At 73.0% G+C, this 16524-nt stretch carries 12 protein-coding genes, 1 tRNA gene and 2 pseudogenes; 5 read left to right on the top strand and 10 right to left on the bottom strand.

Annotation, left to right across the window (positions count from 1 at the left end):
* Positions 1–136: 136 nt before the first annotated feature.
* Positions 137–1650: pseudogene (locus tag ABEB13_RS08830) on the bottom strand (sugar ABC transporter ATP-binding protein); the annotation flags it as partial.
* Between the two features lie 166 nt (positions 1651–1816).
* Entirely contained in the window at positions 1817–2905 is a 1089-nt protein-coding gene (locus ABEB13_RS08835) for an ABC transporter substrate-binding protein (RefSeq protein WP_100891330.1), read from the bottom strand.
* 961 nt (positions 2906–3866) lie between these two features.
* On the opposite strand from ABEB13_RS08835, the gene ABEB13_RS08840 reads away from it, so the two are divergent.
* Together ABEB13_RS08840 and ABEB13_RS08845 are read left to right on the top strand one after the other, a co-directional pair.
* Complete coding sequence (locus ABEB13_RS08840) at positions 3867–7139, top strand: LamG-like jellyroll fold domain-containing protein (RefSeq protein ID WP_345705030.1); 3273 nt, start codon at positions 3867–3869, stop codon at positions 7137–7139.
* A gap of 171 nt (positions 7140–7310) precedes the next feature.
* Positions 7311–8482: pseudogene (locus ABEB13_RS08845) on the top strand (serine hydrolase domain-containing protein).
* 132 nt (positions 8483–8614) lie between these two features.
* Here the strand turns inward: ABEB13_RS08845 and ABEB13_RS08850 are convergent.
* From ABEB13_RS08850 to ABEB13_RS08875, 6 genes are all read right to left on the bottom strand, one after another.
* Entirely contained in the window at positions 8615–9184 is a 570-nt protein-coding gene (locus ABEB13_RS08850; RefSeq protein ID WP_345705031.1) for an NUDIX domain-containing protein, read from the bottom strand.
* 214 nt (positions 9185–9398) lie between these two features.
* The gene (locus ABEB13_RS08855) at positions 9399–10223 is read right to left on the bottom strand and encodes an OmpL47-type beta-barrel domain-containing protein (RefSeq protein WP_345705032.1); all 825 of its coding nucleotides are present in this window, start codon (positions 10221–10223) and stop codon (positions 9399–9401) included.
* Between the two features lie 23 nt (positions 10224–10246).
* A complete protein-coding gene (locus tag ABEB13_RS08860) occupies positions 10247–11149 on the bottom strand; it encodes a hypothetical protein (RefSeq protein ID WP_345705033.1) in 903 nt (300 codons plus the stop codon).
* A 321-nt stretch (positions 11150–11470) separates the two neighbouring features.
* Positions 11471–12064 carry an NADPH-dependent FMN reductase gene (locus ABEB13_RS08865; RefSeq protein WP_345705034.1) on the bottom strand — a complete coding sequence of 198 codons (594 nt, stop codon included), beginning with the start codon at positions 12062–12064 and terminating at the stop codon, positions 11471–11473.
* Positions 12065–12300: 236 nt separating this feature from the next.
* Positions 12301–12377 (bottom strand) — tRNA-Met (locus tag ABEB13_RS08870).
* A gap of 89 nt (positions 12378–12466) precedes the next feature.
* On the bottom strand, positions 12467–12676 hold the full coding sequence (locus ABEB13_RS08875) for a hypothetical protein (protein ID WP_345705036.1): 210 nt from the start codon (positions 12674–12676) through the stop codon (positions 12467–12469).
* Positions 12677–12943: 267 nt separating this feature from the next.
* On the opposite strand from ABEB13_RS08875, the gene ABEB13_RS08880 reads away from it, so the two are divergent.
* Both ABEB13_RS08880 and gndA read left to right on the top strand, forming a co-directional pair.
* Positions 12944–13099: a DUF6131 family protein gene (locus tag ABEB13_RS08880; RefSeq protein ID WP_345705037.1), complete on the top strand. Its 156-nt coding sequence runs from the start codon at positions 12944–12946 to the stop codon at positions 13097–13099.
* Positions 13100–13252: 153 nt separating this feature from the next.
* Positions 13253–14698 carry an NADP-dependent phosphogluconate dehydrogenase gene (gene gndA / locus ABEB13_RS08885; protein ID WP_345705038.1) on the top strand — a complete coding sequence of 482 codons (1446 nt, stop codon included), beginning with the start codon at positions 13253–13255 and terminating at the stop codon, positions 14696–14698.
* 114 nt (positions 14699–14812) lie between these two features.
* Here gndA and ABEB13_RS08890 read toward each other — a convergent pair whose 3' ends face one another.
* Positions 14813–15175 (bottom strand): PRC domain containing protein, encoded by a 363-nt coding sequence (locus ABEB13_RS08890; RefSeq protein ID WP_100891323.1) that lies wholly within the window; start codon positions 15173–15175, stop codon positions 14813–14815.
* Positions 15176–15389: 214 nt separating this feature from the next.
* On the opposite strand from ABEB13_RS08890, the gene ABEB13_RS08895 reads away from it, so the two are divergent.
* Positions 15390–15761 (top strand): DUF1801 domain-containing protein, encoded by a 372-nt coding sequence (locus ABEB13_RS08895; protein ID WP_345705039.1) that lies wholly within the window; start codon positions 15390–15392, stop codon positions 15759–15761.
* Between the two features lie 82 nt (positions 15762–15843).
* On the opposite strand, the gene ABEB13_RS08900 is transcribed toward ABEB13_RS08895, so the two are convergent.
* Complete coding sequence (locus ABEB13_RS08900; protein ID WP_345705040.1) at positions 15844–16425, bottom strand: hypothetical protein; 582 nt, start codon at positions 16423–16425, stop codon at positions 15844–15846.
* Positions 16426–16524 lie beyond the last annotated feature (99 nt).

A 16524-nucleotide genomic window follows, 5' to 3' on the forward strand; every position in this document is an offset into this window, starting at 1 on the left:
GACGGGGCTGGTCGGGCACCTTCGGGCCGCCGGCCTCGGCGGCGGGTGCGCCGTCGGCGGTACCGGGGGTGCCGTCGGGAGAATCGGTGTCGGTGTCGGAGGCGGTGTCGGTGTCGGAGGCGGTGTCGGTGTCGGTGTCGGAGGCGGCGGGGCCGTGGTCGGCGAGGACGGCGAGCAGTTCGGCCTCGCCCACCTCGTCGCCGGTGAGTTCGCCGGCGACCGCGCCGCTGCGCAGCACCACGATCCGGTCGGCGCCCTCGACGAGTTCCTCGATGTCGGAGGAGATCAGCAGGACCGCCAGGCCCTCCTGGGCGAGTTCGTCGATCAGCGTCTGCACCTCGGCCTTGGCACCGACGTCGATGCCGCGGGTCGGCTCGTCCAGCAGCAGCACCTTCGGCTCCAGGCAGAGCCACCGCGCGAGCAGCACCTTCTGCTGGTTGCCGCCGGACAGTTCGGAGACCTTCTGCTCCGGGCTGGACGCCTTGATCCGCAGCCGCTTCATGAAGACCTCGACCACGCGGTCCTGCCGGGCCCGGGAGACGATCCCGGCCCGCGACAGCCGCGGCATCGCGGCGAGCACGATGTTCTCCCGCACCGACAGACCCGGAACGATCCCCTCCGCCTTCCGGTCCTCCGGCAGCATGCTGATCCCGGCCCGGATCGCCGAGGCCGAGCCGTGCCGCCGCAGCACCCGCCCCCGACGGTGACGGTGCCGCCGTCCAGCGGCAGCGCACCCGCGAGGGCCTTCGCCGTCTCGCTGCGCCCGGAGCCCAGCAGACCGCCCAGCCCCAGCACCTCGCCCGGGCGCAGCGCGAGGCTGACGTCGTCGAGCTGGTGGCGGCGGGTCAGGCCCTGTGCGGCGAGCACCGGTTCGCGGACGACGGCGTGCTCCTCGGCGCCGAAGCCGGTGACGCCGTGCCGGCGGACCTCGGAGATCTCCCGGCCGAGCATCATCGAGACCAGCTGCATGCGGTCCAGGTCGGCGAGGTCGCCGGTGTGGATGTGGCGGCCGTCGCGGAGCACGGTGACGCGCTCGCAGAGCCGGTACAGCTCGTCCATCCGGTGGCTGACGTAGAGGATCGCGATGCCCTGGCGGCGCAGTTCGCCGACGACCCGGAACAGCGTCTCCACCTCGCGGGGTTCGAGCGAGGAGGTGGGCTCGTCCATCACGACGACCTGGGCGTCGACGGAGACCGCGCGGGCCAGCGCGACCATCTGCTGGGTGCCGAGGCCGAGGGTGTGCAGCGGGCGGCGGGGGTCGACGTGCACGCCGAAGCCGGCGAGCAGGTCGGCCGCCTCCCGGTGCATCCGGGGGAAGTCGATGAGGCCGAGGCGCTTCTTGGGTTCGCGGCCGAGGAAGATGTTGCGCGCCACGCTCATCAGCGGGACGAGGTTCACCTCCTGGTAGATCGTGGAGATGCCGGCCTGCTGGGCCTCGAAGGGCCGGGCGAAGGCCACCGACGAGCCAGCGAGGAGGAGTTCGCCGTCGTCGGGGCGGTGCACGCCGGTCAGGACTTTGATCAGGGTGGACTTGCCCGCCCCGTTCTCACCGACCAGGGCGTGGGTCTCGCCGGGGCGCAGCGAGAAGGAGACGTCGTCGAGGGCCACCACGCCGGGGAACCGCTTGCTCACACCGCGGGCCTCCAGCACGGGTGTCGCTGCGGGGAGGGCGCTGCCTGCGGCCCGGACGGCCGCCGCTTCGGGGGTGCCATGCTTCTGGCCTTCCGGAGGGTCGTAGGGGTGGTGCCGGGCCGCCGCGCCCGGGGTGGACGCGGCGGCCCGAGGTGCGGGCCGGGCCCGCGGTCGGGGCGTGGCGTCAGTAGGCGCCGGCGACCGAGGCGGCGGCGTTGCTCGGGTCGTACGCCCGGTCGGAGATCACGACGCTGTCCGCGATGCCCTCGCCGCCGAAGAACTTCTGGATGGTGGCGAAGGCCAGCGGGCCGAAGCGGGGGTTGGACTCGATGACGCCGTTGTAGTCGCCGGCGGCGAGCGCCTGGACGGCGTTGCGGGTGCCGTCGATGGAGACCACCTTGACGTCCTTGCCCGGCTTCTTGCCCGCGCTCTTCAGCGCGGTCACCGCGCCGAGGCCCATCTCGTCGTTCTCCGCGTACACCGCGGTGATCTCCGGCTTGGACTGGATCAGCTGCTCCATCACCTGCTGTCCCTTGTCCCGGGCGAACTCGCCGGTCTGCTGGGCGACGATCTCCATGCCGGGCGCCTTCGCCTTGAGCTCGTCGACGAAGCCGCTGGTGCGGTCGGTGGTGACGTTGTTGCCGGAGGAGCCGAGCAGGATGGCCACCTTGCCGGTGCCGCCGGTCGCGGTGACGAGCGCGTCGGCGGCCCGCTTGCCCTGCTCCACGAAGTTGGAGCCGATGAAGGTCAGGTAGTCCTTGCAGGCGGTGGCGTTGACCTTGCGGTCGATGGTGATGACCGGCACGTGCTTGGCGGCCGCCGCGTCGAACGCGGGCTGCAGGCCGTCGGAGTTCAGCGGGGCGACGATCAGCACCTGGGCGCCCTGGTTGAGCATGTCCTGGATGTCGCTGATCTGCTTGGACAGCTGCGACTGGGCGTTGGTGGTGAGCAGCTTCTTCACGCCCAGCTTGGCGGCCTCGTCCTTGATGGACTGCGTCTCGGCGATGCGGAACGGGTTGGCCTCCTTCTCCGACTGGGAGAAGCCGACGACCGCGTCCTTCAGGTCGATCTTCGTGGCGCCGTAGGCCGAGAGGGTGCAGCCGCCGCCCGCGGCGGAGGCCGCGGCGGTCGGGCTGGCGACCTGCGCGGCCTGCCCGTCGCCCGAGCCGGAGGCCGGGGTCTCCGACTTGGCGCAGCCGGTCGCGGCGATGCCGACGGCGGCGGCGATCAGGGTGGCGACGACGAGTCTGCGGGGTCCGTGCGTGGCGTTCATGGAGGGACTCCTTGGCGAGGTGACGGCGGCACCGGGCAGGTGGGCCGGCGGCGCGGTGGGGGTGCGTGCGGGAGTGTGTGCGGGGTGGAACGACGGTCGCCGGAGGCGCACCGGGCACCTGGCCGACAAGGGTGGTGAATCCGTCGGCAGGGAAGAGCGGGAAGAGGCCTGCGGGGCCCCTCGGTGGCGCTGTTTACAACGTTATATATGCGGCCCGATCCGCCGGGCAAGAGTGTTGCGGACTCATTTCTGCTCATTCACCGACCACGCACCGCGACCACCCCTGCACCAACGCCCGCGGACGCCGCAGGGCTTGACGCCGCCACGGCCCGACCGCCCGCGAGCGGCGGGCCCGGCCCCGGTCCGGCCTGCGGGTGGGCCGCGCACCACCCCGGGCCGCGCGCCGCCGCAGGCCCGCGCACCGACAGGCCGTCAGGGGATCTGCACGGCGGAAGGGGACCCAGGTTGACGGGTCGTCGACACACGGCCGACCACCGGGCGACACATTCCCGTACATCGGCGACCGCAAGGGGTGGACACCGTCGCAAGCCCGTGCTGTCATTCTCCCTGTCCGCTTTTCCAACGTTGTGCAAGAGGCGGGCACCACCCCGCGAAACCACCCGATCGCCCACCGGACAGCCGCGGGCCGGGCCTGCCGACGGCGCCGCCGTCCAGCCCTGCCCGACGACGCCGAGCCGGGCCCAGGGCCCGCCACGCCCGGCACCGGCCCGCCCCCACCCGGCTCCCCGGAGCGGGCCACCCGCCCGGCGTCCCGACACCCCCGCCGCGGGTCCTCGCCGGCACCACCCCGCCGCCGCGACGACCCGGCCGGTCGCCCCTTGCCCGCGGCCGCCCCGCCCGTCGCCACCGGCGACACACCACCCACGTCCCTCGCGCGAGCGGATCGCCGCGGCGAGGGCTGCCCCACGACCCTCTACTCCCCCGTGTGAGGAGCAACCGCATGAGACGACAGCCAGCCATCCGACACCGGCGCGGGATGTGGGCGCTGCTGCTGGCAGCGACCCTCTCGCTGCCGGTGGTCGGCCTGGCCCCCGGTATCTCGGCCGCCGAACCCGCCGACGCCGCGACCACCTTCGCCGCCGGCGACCCCAACGCCCAGGTGCACGGCCTGAAGGGCGAGTACTACCGGATGTCGGCCCCAGGCGCCCACGACTTCGCCGAGCTCGGCGGAACCGAACTCGACCCGCAGATCGACCTGCCCGGCCTGGCCGACACCTTCCAGGAGCTGACCGGCCGCCAGGAGAACACCACTGCCCGCTGGACAGGCCGGATCCAGGCCCCCACCACCGGGGACTACACCTTCTACGCGATCGGCGACAACGGCTTCCGGCTGTTCATCGACGGCCAGCCGGTCATCGACCACTGGGTGGGCGACTGGGACCACGAGCAGACCAGCGCCGCCGTCCACCTCACCGCCGGCGAGCAGCACGACTTCCGGCTGGAGATGTTCCAGGACACCGGCGGCGCCAACATGTACCTGCGCTGGTCCGCTCCGGGCCTCGCGAAGCAGATCGTGCCGGAGTCCGCGTTCACCCCGCCCGACGGGTTCAGCGTGTACCCGGTCGCGCTGTCCGTCGCCCAGGACGGCCTCAAGGTGCAGGCCACCTTCCAGGGCAGGGTCGGCAACGCGGCGACGGTGGCGGACCACCTGCGGGTCGAGGCGGACACCACCGCGATGCCGCTGAAGTCCGTCGCGGTCGCCAAGGACGACAAGCGCTCGCTGATCGTCAAGCTCGCCGAACCGATCCAGAAGGGGCAGAACGTCCGGGTGCGCTACGACGGCACCGGCGGCCTCACCTCCGGCGGCGAGGCCGTCCCGGAGATGGCGCGCACGGCGGACAACGCCTCCACCCACCGCCTCACCACGCCGTTCGGCGACAAGGTCGACCCGAACCACCCGCTGCCCGAGTACCCGCGCCCGCAGCAGGTCCGCTCCGACTGGCTGAACCTGAACGGCCCCTGGCAGTTCGCCGCCGCCTCCGCCGGGCAGCAGCCGGTGTTCGGCAAGGACCTCGGCGAGAAGATCATCGTGCCGTACCCGGTCGAGTCCCAGCTCTCGGGCCTGGAGCGGCACGAGGACCACATGTTCTACCGGCGTACGGTGACCGTGCCCAAGGGCTGGAAGATCGGCCAGGGGCAGCGCCTCAAGCTGAACTTCGGCGCCGTCGACTACCAGGCCACCGTCTGGGTCAACGGCACGAAGGTCGCCGAGCACACCGGCGGCTACACCGGCTTCGGCGCCGACATCACCGACGCGGTCAAGGGCACCGGCCCGCAGGAGATCGTGGTCGCGGTCACCGACACGGCCGGGGCGAACCAGCCGCTCGGCAAGCAGTCCAACTCCCCCGGCGGCATCGTCTACACCCAGTCGTCCGGCATCTGGCAGACGGTGTGGATGGAGCCGGTCGCCACCACCTCGATCGACAGCATCACCACCACGCCCGACATCGACGCCGGCATCCTGGCCGTCACCGTCAACTCCCCCGGCGCTCCCGCCGGAACGATCGTCAAGGCGGTCGCCAAGGACGCCGCGGGCAACACCGTCGGCTCCATCAGCGGCCCGGCCAACACCCTGCTCCACCTCCCGGTGGGCAACCAGCACCTGTGGACGCCCGACGACCCGTACCTCTACGACCTGAAGGTCACCCTCACCAGCGGGAAGTCCACCGACAGCATCAAGAGCTACTTCGGCATGCGGAAGATCGCCCTCGCCGACGTCGGCGGCTACCAGAAGATCGTCCTCAACGGGAAGCCGATCTTCTCGCTCGCCGAACTCGACCAGGGCTTCTGGCCGGACGGCCTCTACACCGCGCCCAGCGACGCCGCCATCAGGTTCGACCTGCAGTCGCAGAAGGACCTCGGCTTCAACGCGGTGCGCAAGCACATCAAGGTCGAGTCGCCGCGCTGGTACTACCAGGCCGACAAGCTGGGCCTGCTGGTCTGGCAGGACTTCGTCTCCGGCGACTACAGCACCGCCGCCGGCCAGCAGGAGTTCGTCGACGAGGGCACGGCCGAGATGAAGCTGCTGCACAACTCCCCCTCGGTCATCGGCTGGATCGTCTTCAACGAGGGCTGGGGCGAGTGGGACCGCACCGCCACCGGCAAGCTCGCCGACGCCGTCAAGGCGGCCGACCCGTCCCGCCTGGTCAACGCCCACAGCGGCGTCAACTGCTGCGCCTCCAAGGGTGACTCCGGCAAGGGCGACATCATCGACCACCACGACTACGGCAACAACGACCCGGCGTTCCCCGACGCCACCCGGGCGGCCATGGACGGCGAGCACGGCGGGTTCACCCTCCGCTCCCCCGGCCACCTGTGGCCCGGCGCGCCGACCGTCATCTACAGCGGCGTGAACGACAAGGCGGCGCTCACCCAGAAGTACGTCCAGAACACCGAGACCTTCTACCTGGCGGCGGCCGGCGCCGAGCTCTCCGGCTCGGTCTACACCCAGGTCACCGACGTGGAGCACGAGCTCAACGGCCTCTGGTCGTACGACCGTCGGGAGATCAAGGTCGACCCGGCGCAGGTCCGCGCGATCAACCTCAAGGTCATCGCGGCCGGTGCCGCGGCCGGCGCGCGCTCCGAGCTCAAGGGCGGCGGCTCCTGGTCGCTCGACGAGAACACCGGCACCACCGCCGCCGACCAGGGCCCCAACCACAGCCCGCTCACGCTGACCGGCGGGACGAGCTGGGCCCCCGGCGTCAGCGGCAGCGCCCTGAAGTTCAACGGCCAGGCGCAGTACGCCCAGACTGCCGGCCCCGTGCTCGACACCACCAAGAGCTACTCGGTGTCGGCCTGGGCCACCCTGGACGCCCTCCCCGGCAACTACGCCACGATCGTCAGCCAGGACGGCCGCCGCATCGAGAACCCCTTCTACCTCCAGTACGGGCAGGGCGCGTTCGCCTTCAGCCTGCCCGGGGCCAACCGCGCCCGGCTGCCGATCACCCCGCAGCTCGGCCACTGGTACCACCTGGTCGGCGTGCACGACGCGGCGACCGCCACCATCCAGCTGTACGTGGACGGCACCCTCGCCGCCAGCGTCCCGTCCGGGCCGGCCGACGTCAGCACCGGCCCGCTCGCGGTGGGCCGCGCCAAGTACAACGGCGCGAACGGCGACTTCTGGAACGGCTCGATCGACCAGGTGCACGCCTACGACCGGGCCCTGACCGCCGCGGAGGTGAGCGCCCTGCACACCGCCGAACTCCCGCAGTAGCCGGCCCGGCAGGGCCCGCCGGTCCCGGCGGGGCGGACCACCTCCGCCCCGCCGGGACCGGCGCTGTCGTTCCCGGCCGCGCACCCTCCCGGCAGATGGCTGCGTGCCGCGGGAATCACCGCCACCGCCAGAGGGTTTGACATCCGGTCAACACACGAGCGGGGAGGGTCCATGACGGACGGCATCGAGGTTTCCGGCAGCGTCGGGGCGGGATTCGAGGCAGTGCGGGAGGAGTTCGCGGCCGTGGCCGCGGACGAGGGCGGTGACTACGCGGCGCAGCTGGTCGTCCATCACGGCGCCGAGCGGGTCGTCGACCTCTGGACGGGGCCGGAGTTCGACGGGGACACCCTCACCGGGGTGTTCTCCTCGACGAAGGGAGCGGCGCACCTGGTGGTGGCGCTCCTCGTGCAGGAGGGGGCGCTCGACCCGGACGAGCGGGTCGCCGCGTACTGGCCGGAGTTCGCCGCGCAGGGCAAGCAGGACATCACCCTGCGGGACCTGCTGGCGCACCGGGCCGGGGTGATCGGCGTCGACGGCGGCTTCTCCCTGGAGGAACTGGCCGACGACCGGGTGCTGGCCGAGCGGCTGGCGGCGGAGCGTCCGCGCTGGCGGCCGGGTGCGGCGTTCGGCTACCACGCCCTGGTGATCGGCGCGTTGACGGGGAGGTGGTCCGCCGGGTGACCGGCCGGACGATCCAGGAGCTGTTCGAGGAGCGGGTGCGGGCCCCGTACGGGCTGGACTTCTTCCTCGGGCTGCCCGAGGAGCAGGAGGCGCGCTTCCGGACCACCCAGCCGATGCTGCCCACCCCCGCGCAGCGGGCCGTGCTGGCCGCCACCGCGGCCGGGCCGGGCAGCCTGCGCGGCATCGCCTTCAACGGCAGCCGCCCGGAGCAGCCACTGGACGCCCTGCCGAACCACCGGGTCGTCCGCGCGAAGGGCCCCGCCTCGGTCGGCGGCATCGGCTCCGCCCGGGGCATGGCCGGGATGTACGCGGCCGCGATCAGCACCGTGGACGGCCGGGCGCCGCTGCTCAAGCCGGACACCGCAGCGGAGTTCGCGCAGGTGCACTCGGTCGGCCACGACGTCGTGCTGGGCAAGCACAACGCGTTCGCGCTCGGCTTCTCCGCCGTGTCGGACGCGTTTCCCGTCCTGGGCGCGGGCGCGTTCGGGCACAGCGGCGCGGCCGGATCGCTGGCCTTCGCCGACCCGGGCCTCGGTCTCGGTCTCGGTCTCGGTCTCGCCTACGGCTACAACCGCCGCCGCTTCGCCTTCCCGGGCGGTGCGGCCCCGGAGAACGCCCGGCTGATCCGGGCGGTCGCCGCCGCGGCGGCGGCCGCTGCCTGACGGGTGGACGGCCCGGCGCCCGGCCGCCGGGTCTCCCGTCGGCGCCCCCGGGGACGGTCCGCACCGCCCCCGGGGGTCACCGTCGGCGGGATCGCCGTGCCCGGGGCCACTGCTGCCTCAGCCGCCGCTGCCTCAGCCGTCGCTGCGTCGGTCGCCGTTCCCGGGGCGCAGCAGGTGGGCGGCCTGCAGGATCGCGGCGACACTGCCGGCCTCGGTGATCGTCCCGTCGTGCACCATCGCCAGCACCTCGGCCGGGGTGGCCCGGTGCACGGTCATGTGCTCCTCGGTGGTGTCCCGGGCGATCCGGCCGGGCGTCAGGTCGCGGGCGAGGAAGAGGTGGGTGACGGCGGCGGTGCTGGACGGCAGCGGGTGGATCAGGCCGAGCCGCTGCCAGGCCGAGGCCCGCCATCCGGTCTCCTCCTCCAGTTCGCGCGCGGCCGCGGCCGGCGCCTCCTCGCCGGGTTCGATGCCGCCGCCCGGCAGGTGCGTCATCCGACGGCCGGTGAGGTAGAACTCGTCCTGGACGAGCAGCACCAGCCCGTCGGCGTCGACGGCGACCACCCGGACGGCGTCGGAGACCTCCACATGCTCGTACACGCCCGGCGGCGCGAGCCCTTCGACCGTGTCGGCCAGAAGTCTCAGGTAGGGGCCGTCGTGCAGCACCTGCCGGTCGAGCCTGCGCCGGTTGCCGTCGTCGGCCATCGGCCGCCCTCCCTCTCGCCGTGGGTCTCCTCACAGTCCAGCCACCGCGGGCGCGCCGGTCAAGACGGCGCGCCCCCGTACGCAGAGCTCCACCGGGTGAAGGGCCGGGTCGGGTGCCGGTCGCGCAGCAGGTCCCGGACCGACGGGCACCGCAGCGCCCGGGGCCGGCCGGACCCGGGCGCTGCCGTTCAGCCCGCGGCGGTGACCGTCATGCTCACGAGTCCGGGCCCGACGGGTGGCCGGGGTCGTGCTCGTGGCCGTGCCCGCAGTCGATCCACAGGGTCAGGGACTTGTCGGCCTCCTGGTTCTCCGCGAAGTCGGTCGACCGGTACAGCAGCTTGTGCCGGCTGTCCCCGGTCACCGCGATCGGGCCGGTGTAGGCCGTCCAGCCGGTGCCGTCCAGGTTGTACTCGGTCGTGCTCACGCCCGAGATGTCGTCGGTGGCGCTGAGGGTGACGGTCACGTCCCTCGTGTAGCGGTCCTTCCATTCGGCGGCCGAGTCGGTGGCGGCGGCGGTGACCGGCGGCGTGGTGTCCAGCGGCAGCACGCCCTCCTCCTGCTCCATGGTCGGCTCGTTGTTCGGGGTCGGCGCGTCGGGGAGGTTGGCCGCGCCGACCTGGCCGATCTCGCCGGCCCGCAGCCGCAGGGCGCTCCAGTCGTCGTGACCGGTGAGCCGCGTGTACTGCCCGTCACCGTTGACGTCGGCGTTGACCACGCCGCGGTTCTGAACGCCGTTGCAGTTCCAGTCGACCCAGCCCTTGCTCCTCGCCGTGGTGATGTACGGCCCGTTCGGGTCGTTCCTGCAGTAGTGGACGACGTCGTAGTCCCTGCTGCTGAACGGGTAGACGTTCTCGTCCAGGAAGGGCTCGTTCAGGCTGCGGACGTCGCGGGAGTAGTCGGCGATGCCGGTGGTCGCACCGGCGGTCAGGCCCCGGACGGAGAAGGAGTAGTTCATCACGCTGAAGTACTGCGGCTTGTTGTTCGGGAGGTCGGTGTCCCCGGCGTGCCGCAGGCTCAGGTTGTGGCCGAGTTCGTGCATGAAGTCGACGGCCTGCGCGGGGATCAGCGGGATGTCGGCGGCGAGGGCACCCAGGCTGAGGATGAAGTCGCTGCCCGGGAGTGCGGCGATCCCGAGGGTGGTCGAGCCGGGCCACAGGCGGTCGGCCGAGACGGCGTACCGGAAGATCGGGGCCCGCCCGGAGCTGACGAAGCCGCCCGCCTGCGTCTTGATGGTGTTGAAGGCGTCCCAGCGGTAGTTGCCGTTGCCGTCGAGGGTGCCGAGGTTGGCCTGCTCGGGCAGCTGCCGTGCCCTGCTGAGATCGCCCCAGGTGGTGTTCGTGTCGAAGTCGAGGATGCTCCCCGGCCCGGCGTCGATGTGCAGGTTGATGCCGGTGGACGGCGAGTGCTTGGTGTAGGGGAGTTCTTGAACGCCTCGACCACCCGGCGGATCGCCTGCGGGTCGAGCGCGTGGCTGTGGGTGGCGTCGGCCATCCAGTCGAGCTGCACGAAGATGTCCGGCTTGTTGACGTCGGCGCCCATCGCGGGCAGGTCGATGAACTGCGGCCCGCTGCCGTCACCGGGATCGAGGGTCACGCCGTTGCGCTTCCAGTCGTCGGGGATCCCGTCGCAGGTGGTGGAGTTGCAGTCGAAGGTGAACTGGACGGTCGGGTTGGCGCCCGCACCGCCGGTGCGGCCGATGACGTAGCCGCCCGGCGCCGTCTGGGTGTAGGTGTTCGGCCCGGTGGTCGGGCTGTCCCAGCTCACCTGCACCGTGCCGGTGTCCTCTCCGGCGATCCGGAAGGAGGCGTTGCCCGCGCTGCCGTTCGATCCGAGGCAGGGCGCGGACGACCAGCTGGCCGAGGTGCCCGGGGCGATCTCGCCCGGCTGACCGCCGATCAGGCATCCCCGGGTCGCGGTGAGGCTCGCGAGCGTCAGGGCGCGGTCGCTGTTGTTCGTGAAGTTCACCGTCACACCGCCGCCCTCGCGCGCGCGGCGGCGGCGGGCGAGACGACGGCGGCGAAGGTGAGCATAGCCAGGGCCATCACGAGCACGGCGGAGATCCCGGTCCGCGGCGGGTGGCCGGGCCCGCCCGGTCTGCCCGCCCTGGCGGATGCGCCGGATGCGTGTTCTGTATCCATACCATCACGCTAGGGCGCGTGCCGACGGTGCCCCGTCACGACCTGACGGACGGTCACTCTCTCGGACGATCGCCCTGGGGAGGCACGGCTCCCGTCCGGCCCGACCGCCCGGCGGGTGTCGGTCGGGCCGGACGGGTCGTCGGCCCCGTCAGGTGCGGTAGGGCCGCTTGTCGCGGGCCTCGCGCAGCGCGAGGGACCACCAGCCGAGCTGGTCGAGCATGGTCTTGGCCGCGGCGTTGACGGCGTCCGGGTCCTTCGGGTTGCCCTCGTCGTCGAATTGCGACCAGGCGCCGTGGAAGCTCACGGTGTCCCGGACGGTGACGGCGTGCAGCTCGGCGAAGACCTGCCGCAGGTGCTCGACCGCGCGCAGGCCGCCGGAGAGGCCGCCGTAGGCGACGAACGCCACCGGCTTGGCATGCCACTGCGCGTTGTGCCAGTCGATCACGTTCTTCAGGGACGCCGGGTAGCTGTGGTTGTACTCGGGCGTCACCACCACGAAGGCGTCCGCCTCGGCCAGTCGCGTGCTGACGGACTGCACGGCGGCGAGCGTCTCCGGCGCCGGAGTCGCCCCGAACGCGGGGAGCACCATCGACAGGTCGGCCTCGGCAAGGTCGATCACGTCCACCTCGAAGTCCCCGTGCCCTTCTGCCTGCTGGGCGAACCACCGGCTCACGACCGGACCGAACCGGCCGTCGCGGACGCTGCCGATGATGACCGCGACCCTGAGCTGACGCTGTGTCACTGAATCCTCCTGGAAAGGCATTTCGGAAAGGAAGAGCGGCCGGCCACCCGTTCGGGGGCCGTCTGTGACCAGACAACAAGGTGAAGTGCGGTTGAGGTCAAGCGCGATCCGCTGCGGACGGCAGGTCCCACCGGGAACGGGGGCGCGGGCAGGGCGGCAGGGGACGGGCGGCCGCAGGGCCCGGACAGCACGCAGGACGGCCCGGATGCGCAGTGCGCATCCGGGCCGTCCTGTACTGGTAGCGGGGACAGGATTTGAACCTGCGACCTCTGGGTTATGAGCCCAGCGAGCTACCGAGCTGCTCCACCCCGCGTCGTTGGTCACGACTGTACGGCACGTGGGCGGCTTTCCGTTAATCCATATCGGCGGCCCTACCGCGGACCGGGTGCGGGGGCGCCGGGGTCAGGCCCGGTCGTCGGGGGCGGTGAAGGTCATCTCGCCGGGCAGCCCCGGTCGGACGGCGTCCGTCGTCTCGGGCTCGTCGAGGTCGGGCGGGGACAGGAACACCGCCTGGCCGACGGGAGGCAGCCTGCGGGGCCGGGGCATGCCGGTGTCCTGGGTGGCGGGTTCGGAGAAAGCGGGCCGGCCCAGGGGGCGGCGGTCGGTGTTCATGATCGCAGTGTGTCAGGTCCGGACACCGGCTGGTGACCGCGGGGGCGTGCCGACGGCCGCGGGCGGGCCCGGCACGGTCGTGGCAGGGGCGCGGCGGCCCGTCCGCACCCGGCCCGACGGCTGCGACCGCCCGCGGAGAACCACCATTGCGACGGCGGGGCCCCGGCAGGTTTCCCGACGCCGAAGCCGAGCAGACGCTCCTCGTGCCACCCCTTCCGGCGGCACCCGGACCGGCGGCACCCCGCCTCCGCACCGAACGGAGCTCTCATGATCCTCATCGGCGTCCTTCTCCTTCTCATCGGCTTCGTCACCGGAATCTCCATCCTGTGGACGATCGGCCTCCTGCTCGCCGTGATCGGCCTCGTGCTCTGGGTCGCGGGCTCCGTCGGCCACGCGGTCGGCGGCCGGCGCCACTACTGGTGACGCCCCTCCTCCCGGCCGGCGGCCCGCACAGCACGTGCGGGCCGCCGGCCGCGTCGTGGAGCCCGGCGCCACCGCGGTGCGGATGCGCGGCGGGCGGGATCGCGGAAGGGTGGTGGACGGAGTCCCTTCGTCGAGGCATCTGGAGTCCCCGTCATGACTGCGCGGCCCCTGGCACAGATCGGCGTCACCGGATTGGCCGTCATGGGCCGCAACCTGGCGCGCAACTTCGCCCGCCACGGCTACCGGGTCGCCGTCCACAACCGGACGGAGGCCCGGACCAGGGCCTTGGTCGACGAGTTCGGCGGCGAGGGCGACTTCACCGCGACCGCCTCGCTGGAGGAGTTCACCGCCGCCCTGGAGCGCCCCCGGCGGCTGGTGATCATGGTCAAGGCCGGGCAGCCGACGGACGACGTCATCGACGAGCTGGTCCCGCTGCTGGACGAGGGGGACGTCGTGGTCGACGGCGGCAACGCGCACTTCCTCGACACCCGACGGCGCGAGCAGGCCCTGCGCGAGCGGGGCCTGCACTTCGTGGGCAGCGGTGTCTCCGGCGGCGAGCAGGGCGCCCTGGAGGGCCCGAGCATCATGCCCGGCGGTTCGGAGGAGTCCTACCGGGTGCTGGGGCCCCTGCTGGAGGACATCGCCGCCCAGGTCGACGGACGGCCGTGCTGCACCCACGTCGGCCCGGACGGCGCCGGCCACTTCGTGAAGATGGTGCACAACGGCATCGAGTACGCCGACATGCAGCTGATCGCCGAGGCGTACGACCTGCTGCGGCACGCGGGCGGGCTGCAGCCACCGGAGATCGCCGCGGTGTTCCGGGAGTGGAACGGCGGCCGCCTGGAGTCGTACCTGATCGGGATCACCGCCGACGTCCTCGCCCACACCGACGCCGCCACCGGCCGGCCCTTCGTCGACGTGGTGCTCGACCGGGCCGAGCAGAAGGGCACCGGACGCTGGACGGTGCAGACCGCCCTCGAACTCGGGGTGCCGGTGAGCGGCATCGCCGAGGCGGTCTTCGCCCGCTCGCTGTCGGGCCACGCGGAGCTGCGGAAGGCCTCCGCCGGGCTGCCGGGCCCGACCGAGACCTGGCTGGACAGCGCGGCCTCGGACCGCTTCGCCGAGGACGTCGAGCAGGCACTCTACGCGTCCAAGATCGTCGCGTACGCCCAGGGCTTCCAGCAGATCCAGGCCGGCAGCGACGAGTACGGGTGGCGGATCGACCCGGGGGCGATGGCCACCATCTGGCGCGGCGGCTGCATCATCCGGGCGCGCTTCCTCGACCGGATCCGGGCGGCCTACGAGGGCGACCGCGAGCGGCCCTCCCTGCTGACCGACGAGCACTTCCTGCAGGCCCTGGCCGGTGCGCAGTCGGCCTGGCGCCGGGTGGTGTCCACCGCCGCTCAACTGGGGGTGCCGACGCCCGGCTTCGCCACCGCACTGGCGTACTACGACAGCCTGCGGGCCCGGGTGCTGCCGGCTGCGCTGATCCAGGGCCAGCGGGACTTCTTCGGCGCGCACACGTACCGCCGCATCGACCGCGACGGCTCCTTCCACACCCGTTGGGAGGAGCCCGGGCGCCCCGAGGAGGAGCGCTGACCCGCCGCACGCCCGGACGCCGGGGCGGGCCGCCACCGGTGCGGCGGCGGCCCACCCCGGCGTCCGGGGGCGACAGGCCCGGATCAGGCCGGCCGGCGGGTGGCGGAGCGCAGATCAGAGCGGCGGGCCGTAGAACGGGCCGTAGTAGCCGCCGTACAGCTCCTTGTAGGCCGGGTCGCCGCCGTGCTGGTCCGGGTGGTACTCCGGGCCGTTCTTGATCTCGTCCTTGCTGCGGTCGACGTGGACCTTGCGCTCCTCCTCGTCGACGCTCACCACGGTGCCGGCGGGCAGCAGCACCTGCCGCCCGAAGATCCACGGGCCGGTGTCGACCACCAGGTGGGACGCGCCGACCTCCTCGGAGTGCCGGTCGATCCTGCCGATGTGCCCGTCGGTCGCCTCGACGCCGAAGCCCACCAGGTCGGAGCCGGAGACGTGACCGGACGTGGTGCGGAACTCCCAGATCTCGATGCCGCTCATGGTCCTCACCTCTCGTTTCTCGTTGCGGTCACCCGGCCGCCGTCCGTTCCGGCGGCCGCGCACCGGTCGACTGCCCCCGGATCCGGCCCGCACACCTGCGCCCTTGTCGACGGCATCGGGCGGCGCACGGCGTTCCCTGTCGCATCGCCCGGTCGACGTCCGGGTGGCAGATCGACCGGACCGCCGGGAACGGCACCGACACCGAGGACACGACATGACCCGCTCCGCCACCGTGGACGACTACACCGCCTCGCTCCCCGAGGCCCAGCAGCGGATCTGCGACCTGCTGCTCCCCCTGATCGAGCAGGCGGTGCCCGGCACCGGAGCGGTCTGGCACGGCCACCCGGTGTGGAGCCTGGGCGCGGCCCCGGGCAAGGCGCCGGTCTGCTTCGTCAAGGCCTACGCCGGCCACCTCGCCTTCGGGCTCTGGCGGGGCCAGGAGGTCGCCGACCCGTCCGGCCGGCTGGCGGCGGGGGCCCGCTCGATGGCGAGCGTGCGGCTCCGGTCGACCGCCGACGTGGACGCCGCACTGTTCGCCGGCTGGCTGGCCGCGGCGCGGGACCTGGAGCAGGCCGTCGCCGGGTGACCGCCCCGGACGGGACCGGGCCCGGACAGCAGGGCGCCTGCCCACGGTCGCGGGCAGGCGCCTGAGTCCGAGTCCGAGCCGGTCAGTTCCGTACGGCGGCGGCCCCCGGCCAGCGCAGCGCCCGGGCGCGGGGTGCCTTGGCCTCCGCCGCGTCCTCCGGCGTCCGGGACGACCCGGCGTCCGCGGGCGCCGGCAGGACGGCCGGCCGCGGGCCGGTCATCGGCAGCGTGCGGACCATGTCGGCGACGTCGGCCACCGGACGGACCAGGGCGGCCCTCGTCAGCGCCCGGCCGAAGGCGGCCGAGGCGTGCTCCCCGGCCAGCTCCGCGAGCTGGGCCACCTCTCCCACCGGCCGCCGCAGCACGGCCTCCGTCAGCACGAGGTCACCGGCCGGGTCGTCCCGGCCGAGCGCCATGACGAGTTCGGCCAGGTCGCCGACCGGCCGGCTGACGGCAGCGGCCCGCAGGGCGGTCTCCGCGCCCGGGAAGGTGTGGCCGGCGAGCAGCCGGAGCAGTTCCGCCACCTCGCCCGCAGGACGGCGGCCGGCCGCGGCGTCGAGCACCACCACCGCCAGGCCGCCCGGCTCGCCTTCGTCCGGGCCGGGGTGGAGCGCGGACGGGGGAGCCGTCGAGACGGACGGTTCGGCGGAAACTGGGCGTGCCACGGGAACTCCTCGAATAGCGCACAACGGTTCGTGGTCACTCGACCACTCGCTGTCAGCATCGGCAGCGGCCGCCGCGTCAGCCACCCGGGCGCACCCGTC

Origin of the sequence: Kitasatospora paranensis (assembly GCF_039544005.1) — a bacterium.
Taxonomy (GTDB): Bacteria; Actinomycetota; Actinomycetes; order Streptomycetales; family Streptomycetaceae; genus Kitasatospora; species Kitasatospora paranensis.

Coding starts and splice junctions, on each gene's coding strand:
- ABEB13_RS08840 (WP_345705030.1), top strand. CDS start 3,867: ATGAGACGACAGCCAGCCATCCGACACCGGCGCGGGATGTGGGCGCTG.
- ABEB13_RS08880 (WP_345705037.1), top strand. CDS start 12,944: ATGATCCTCATCGGCGTCCTTCTCCTTCTCATCGGCTTCGTCACCGGA.
- ABEB13_RS08895 (WP_345705039.1), top strand. CDS start 15,390: ATGACCCGCTCCGCCACCGTGGACGACTACACCGCCTCGCTCCCCGAG.
- ABEB13_RS08850 (WP_345705031.1), bottom strand. CDS start 9,184: ATGGCCGACGACGGCAACCGGCGCAGGCTCGACCGGCAGGTGCTGCAC.
- gndA (WP_345705038.1), top strand. CDS start 13,253: ATGACTGCGCGGCCCCTGGCACAGATCGGCGTCACCGGATTGGCCGTC.
- ABEB13_RS08890 (WP_100891323.1), bottom strand. CDS start 15,175: ATGAGCGGCATCGAGATCTGGGAGTTCCGCACCACGTCCGGTCACGTC.
- ABEB13_RS08855 (WP_345705032.1), bottom strand. CDS start 10,223: ATGCACGAACTCGGCCACAACCTGAGCCTGCGGCACGCCGGGGACACC.
- ABEB13_RS08875 (WP_345705036.1), bottom strand. CDS start 12,676: ATGAACACCGACCGCCGCCCCCTGGGCCGGCCCGCTTTCTCCGAACCC.
- ABEB13_RS08835 (WP_100891330.1), bottom strand. CDS start 2,905: ATGAACGCCACGCACGGACCCCGCAGACTCGTCGTCGCCACCCTGATC.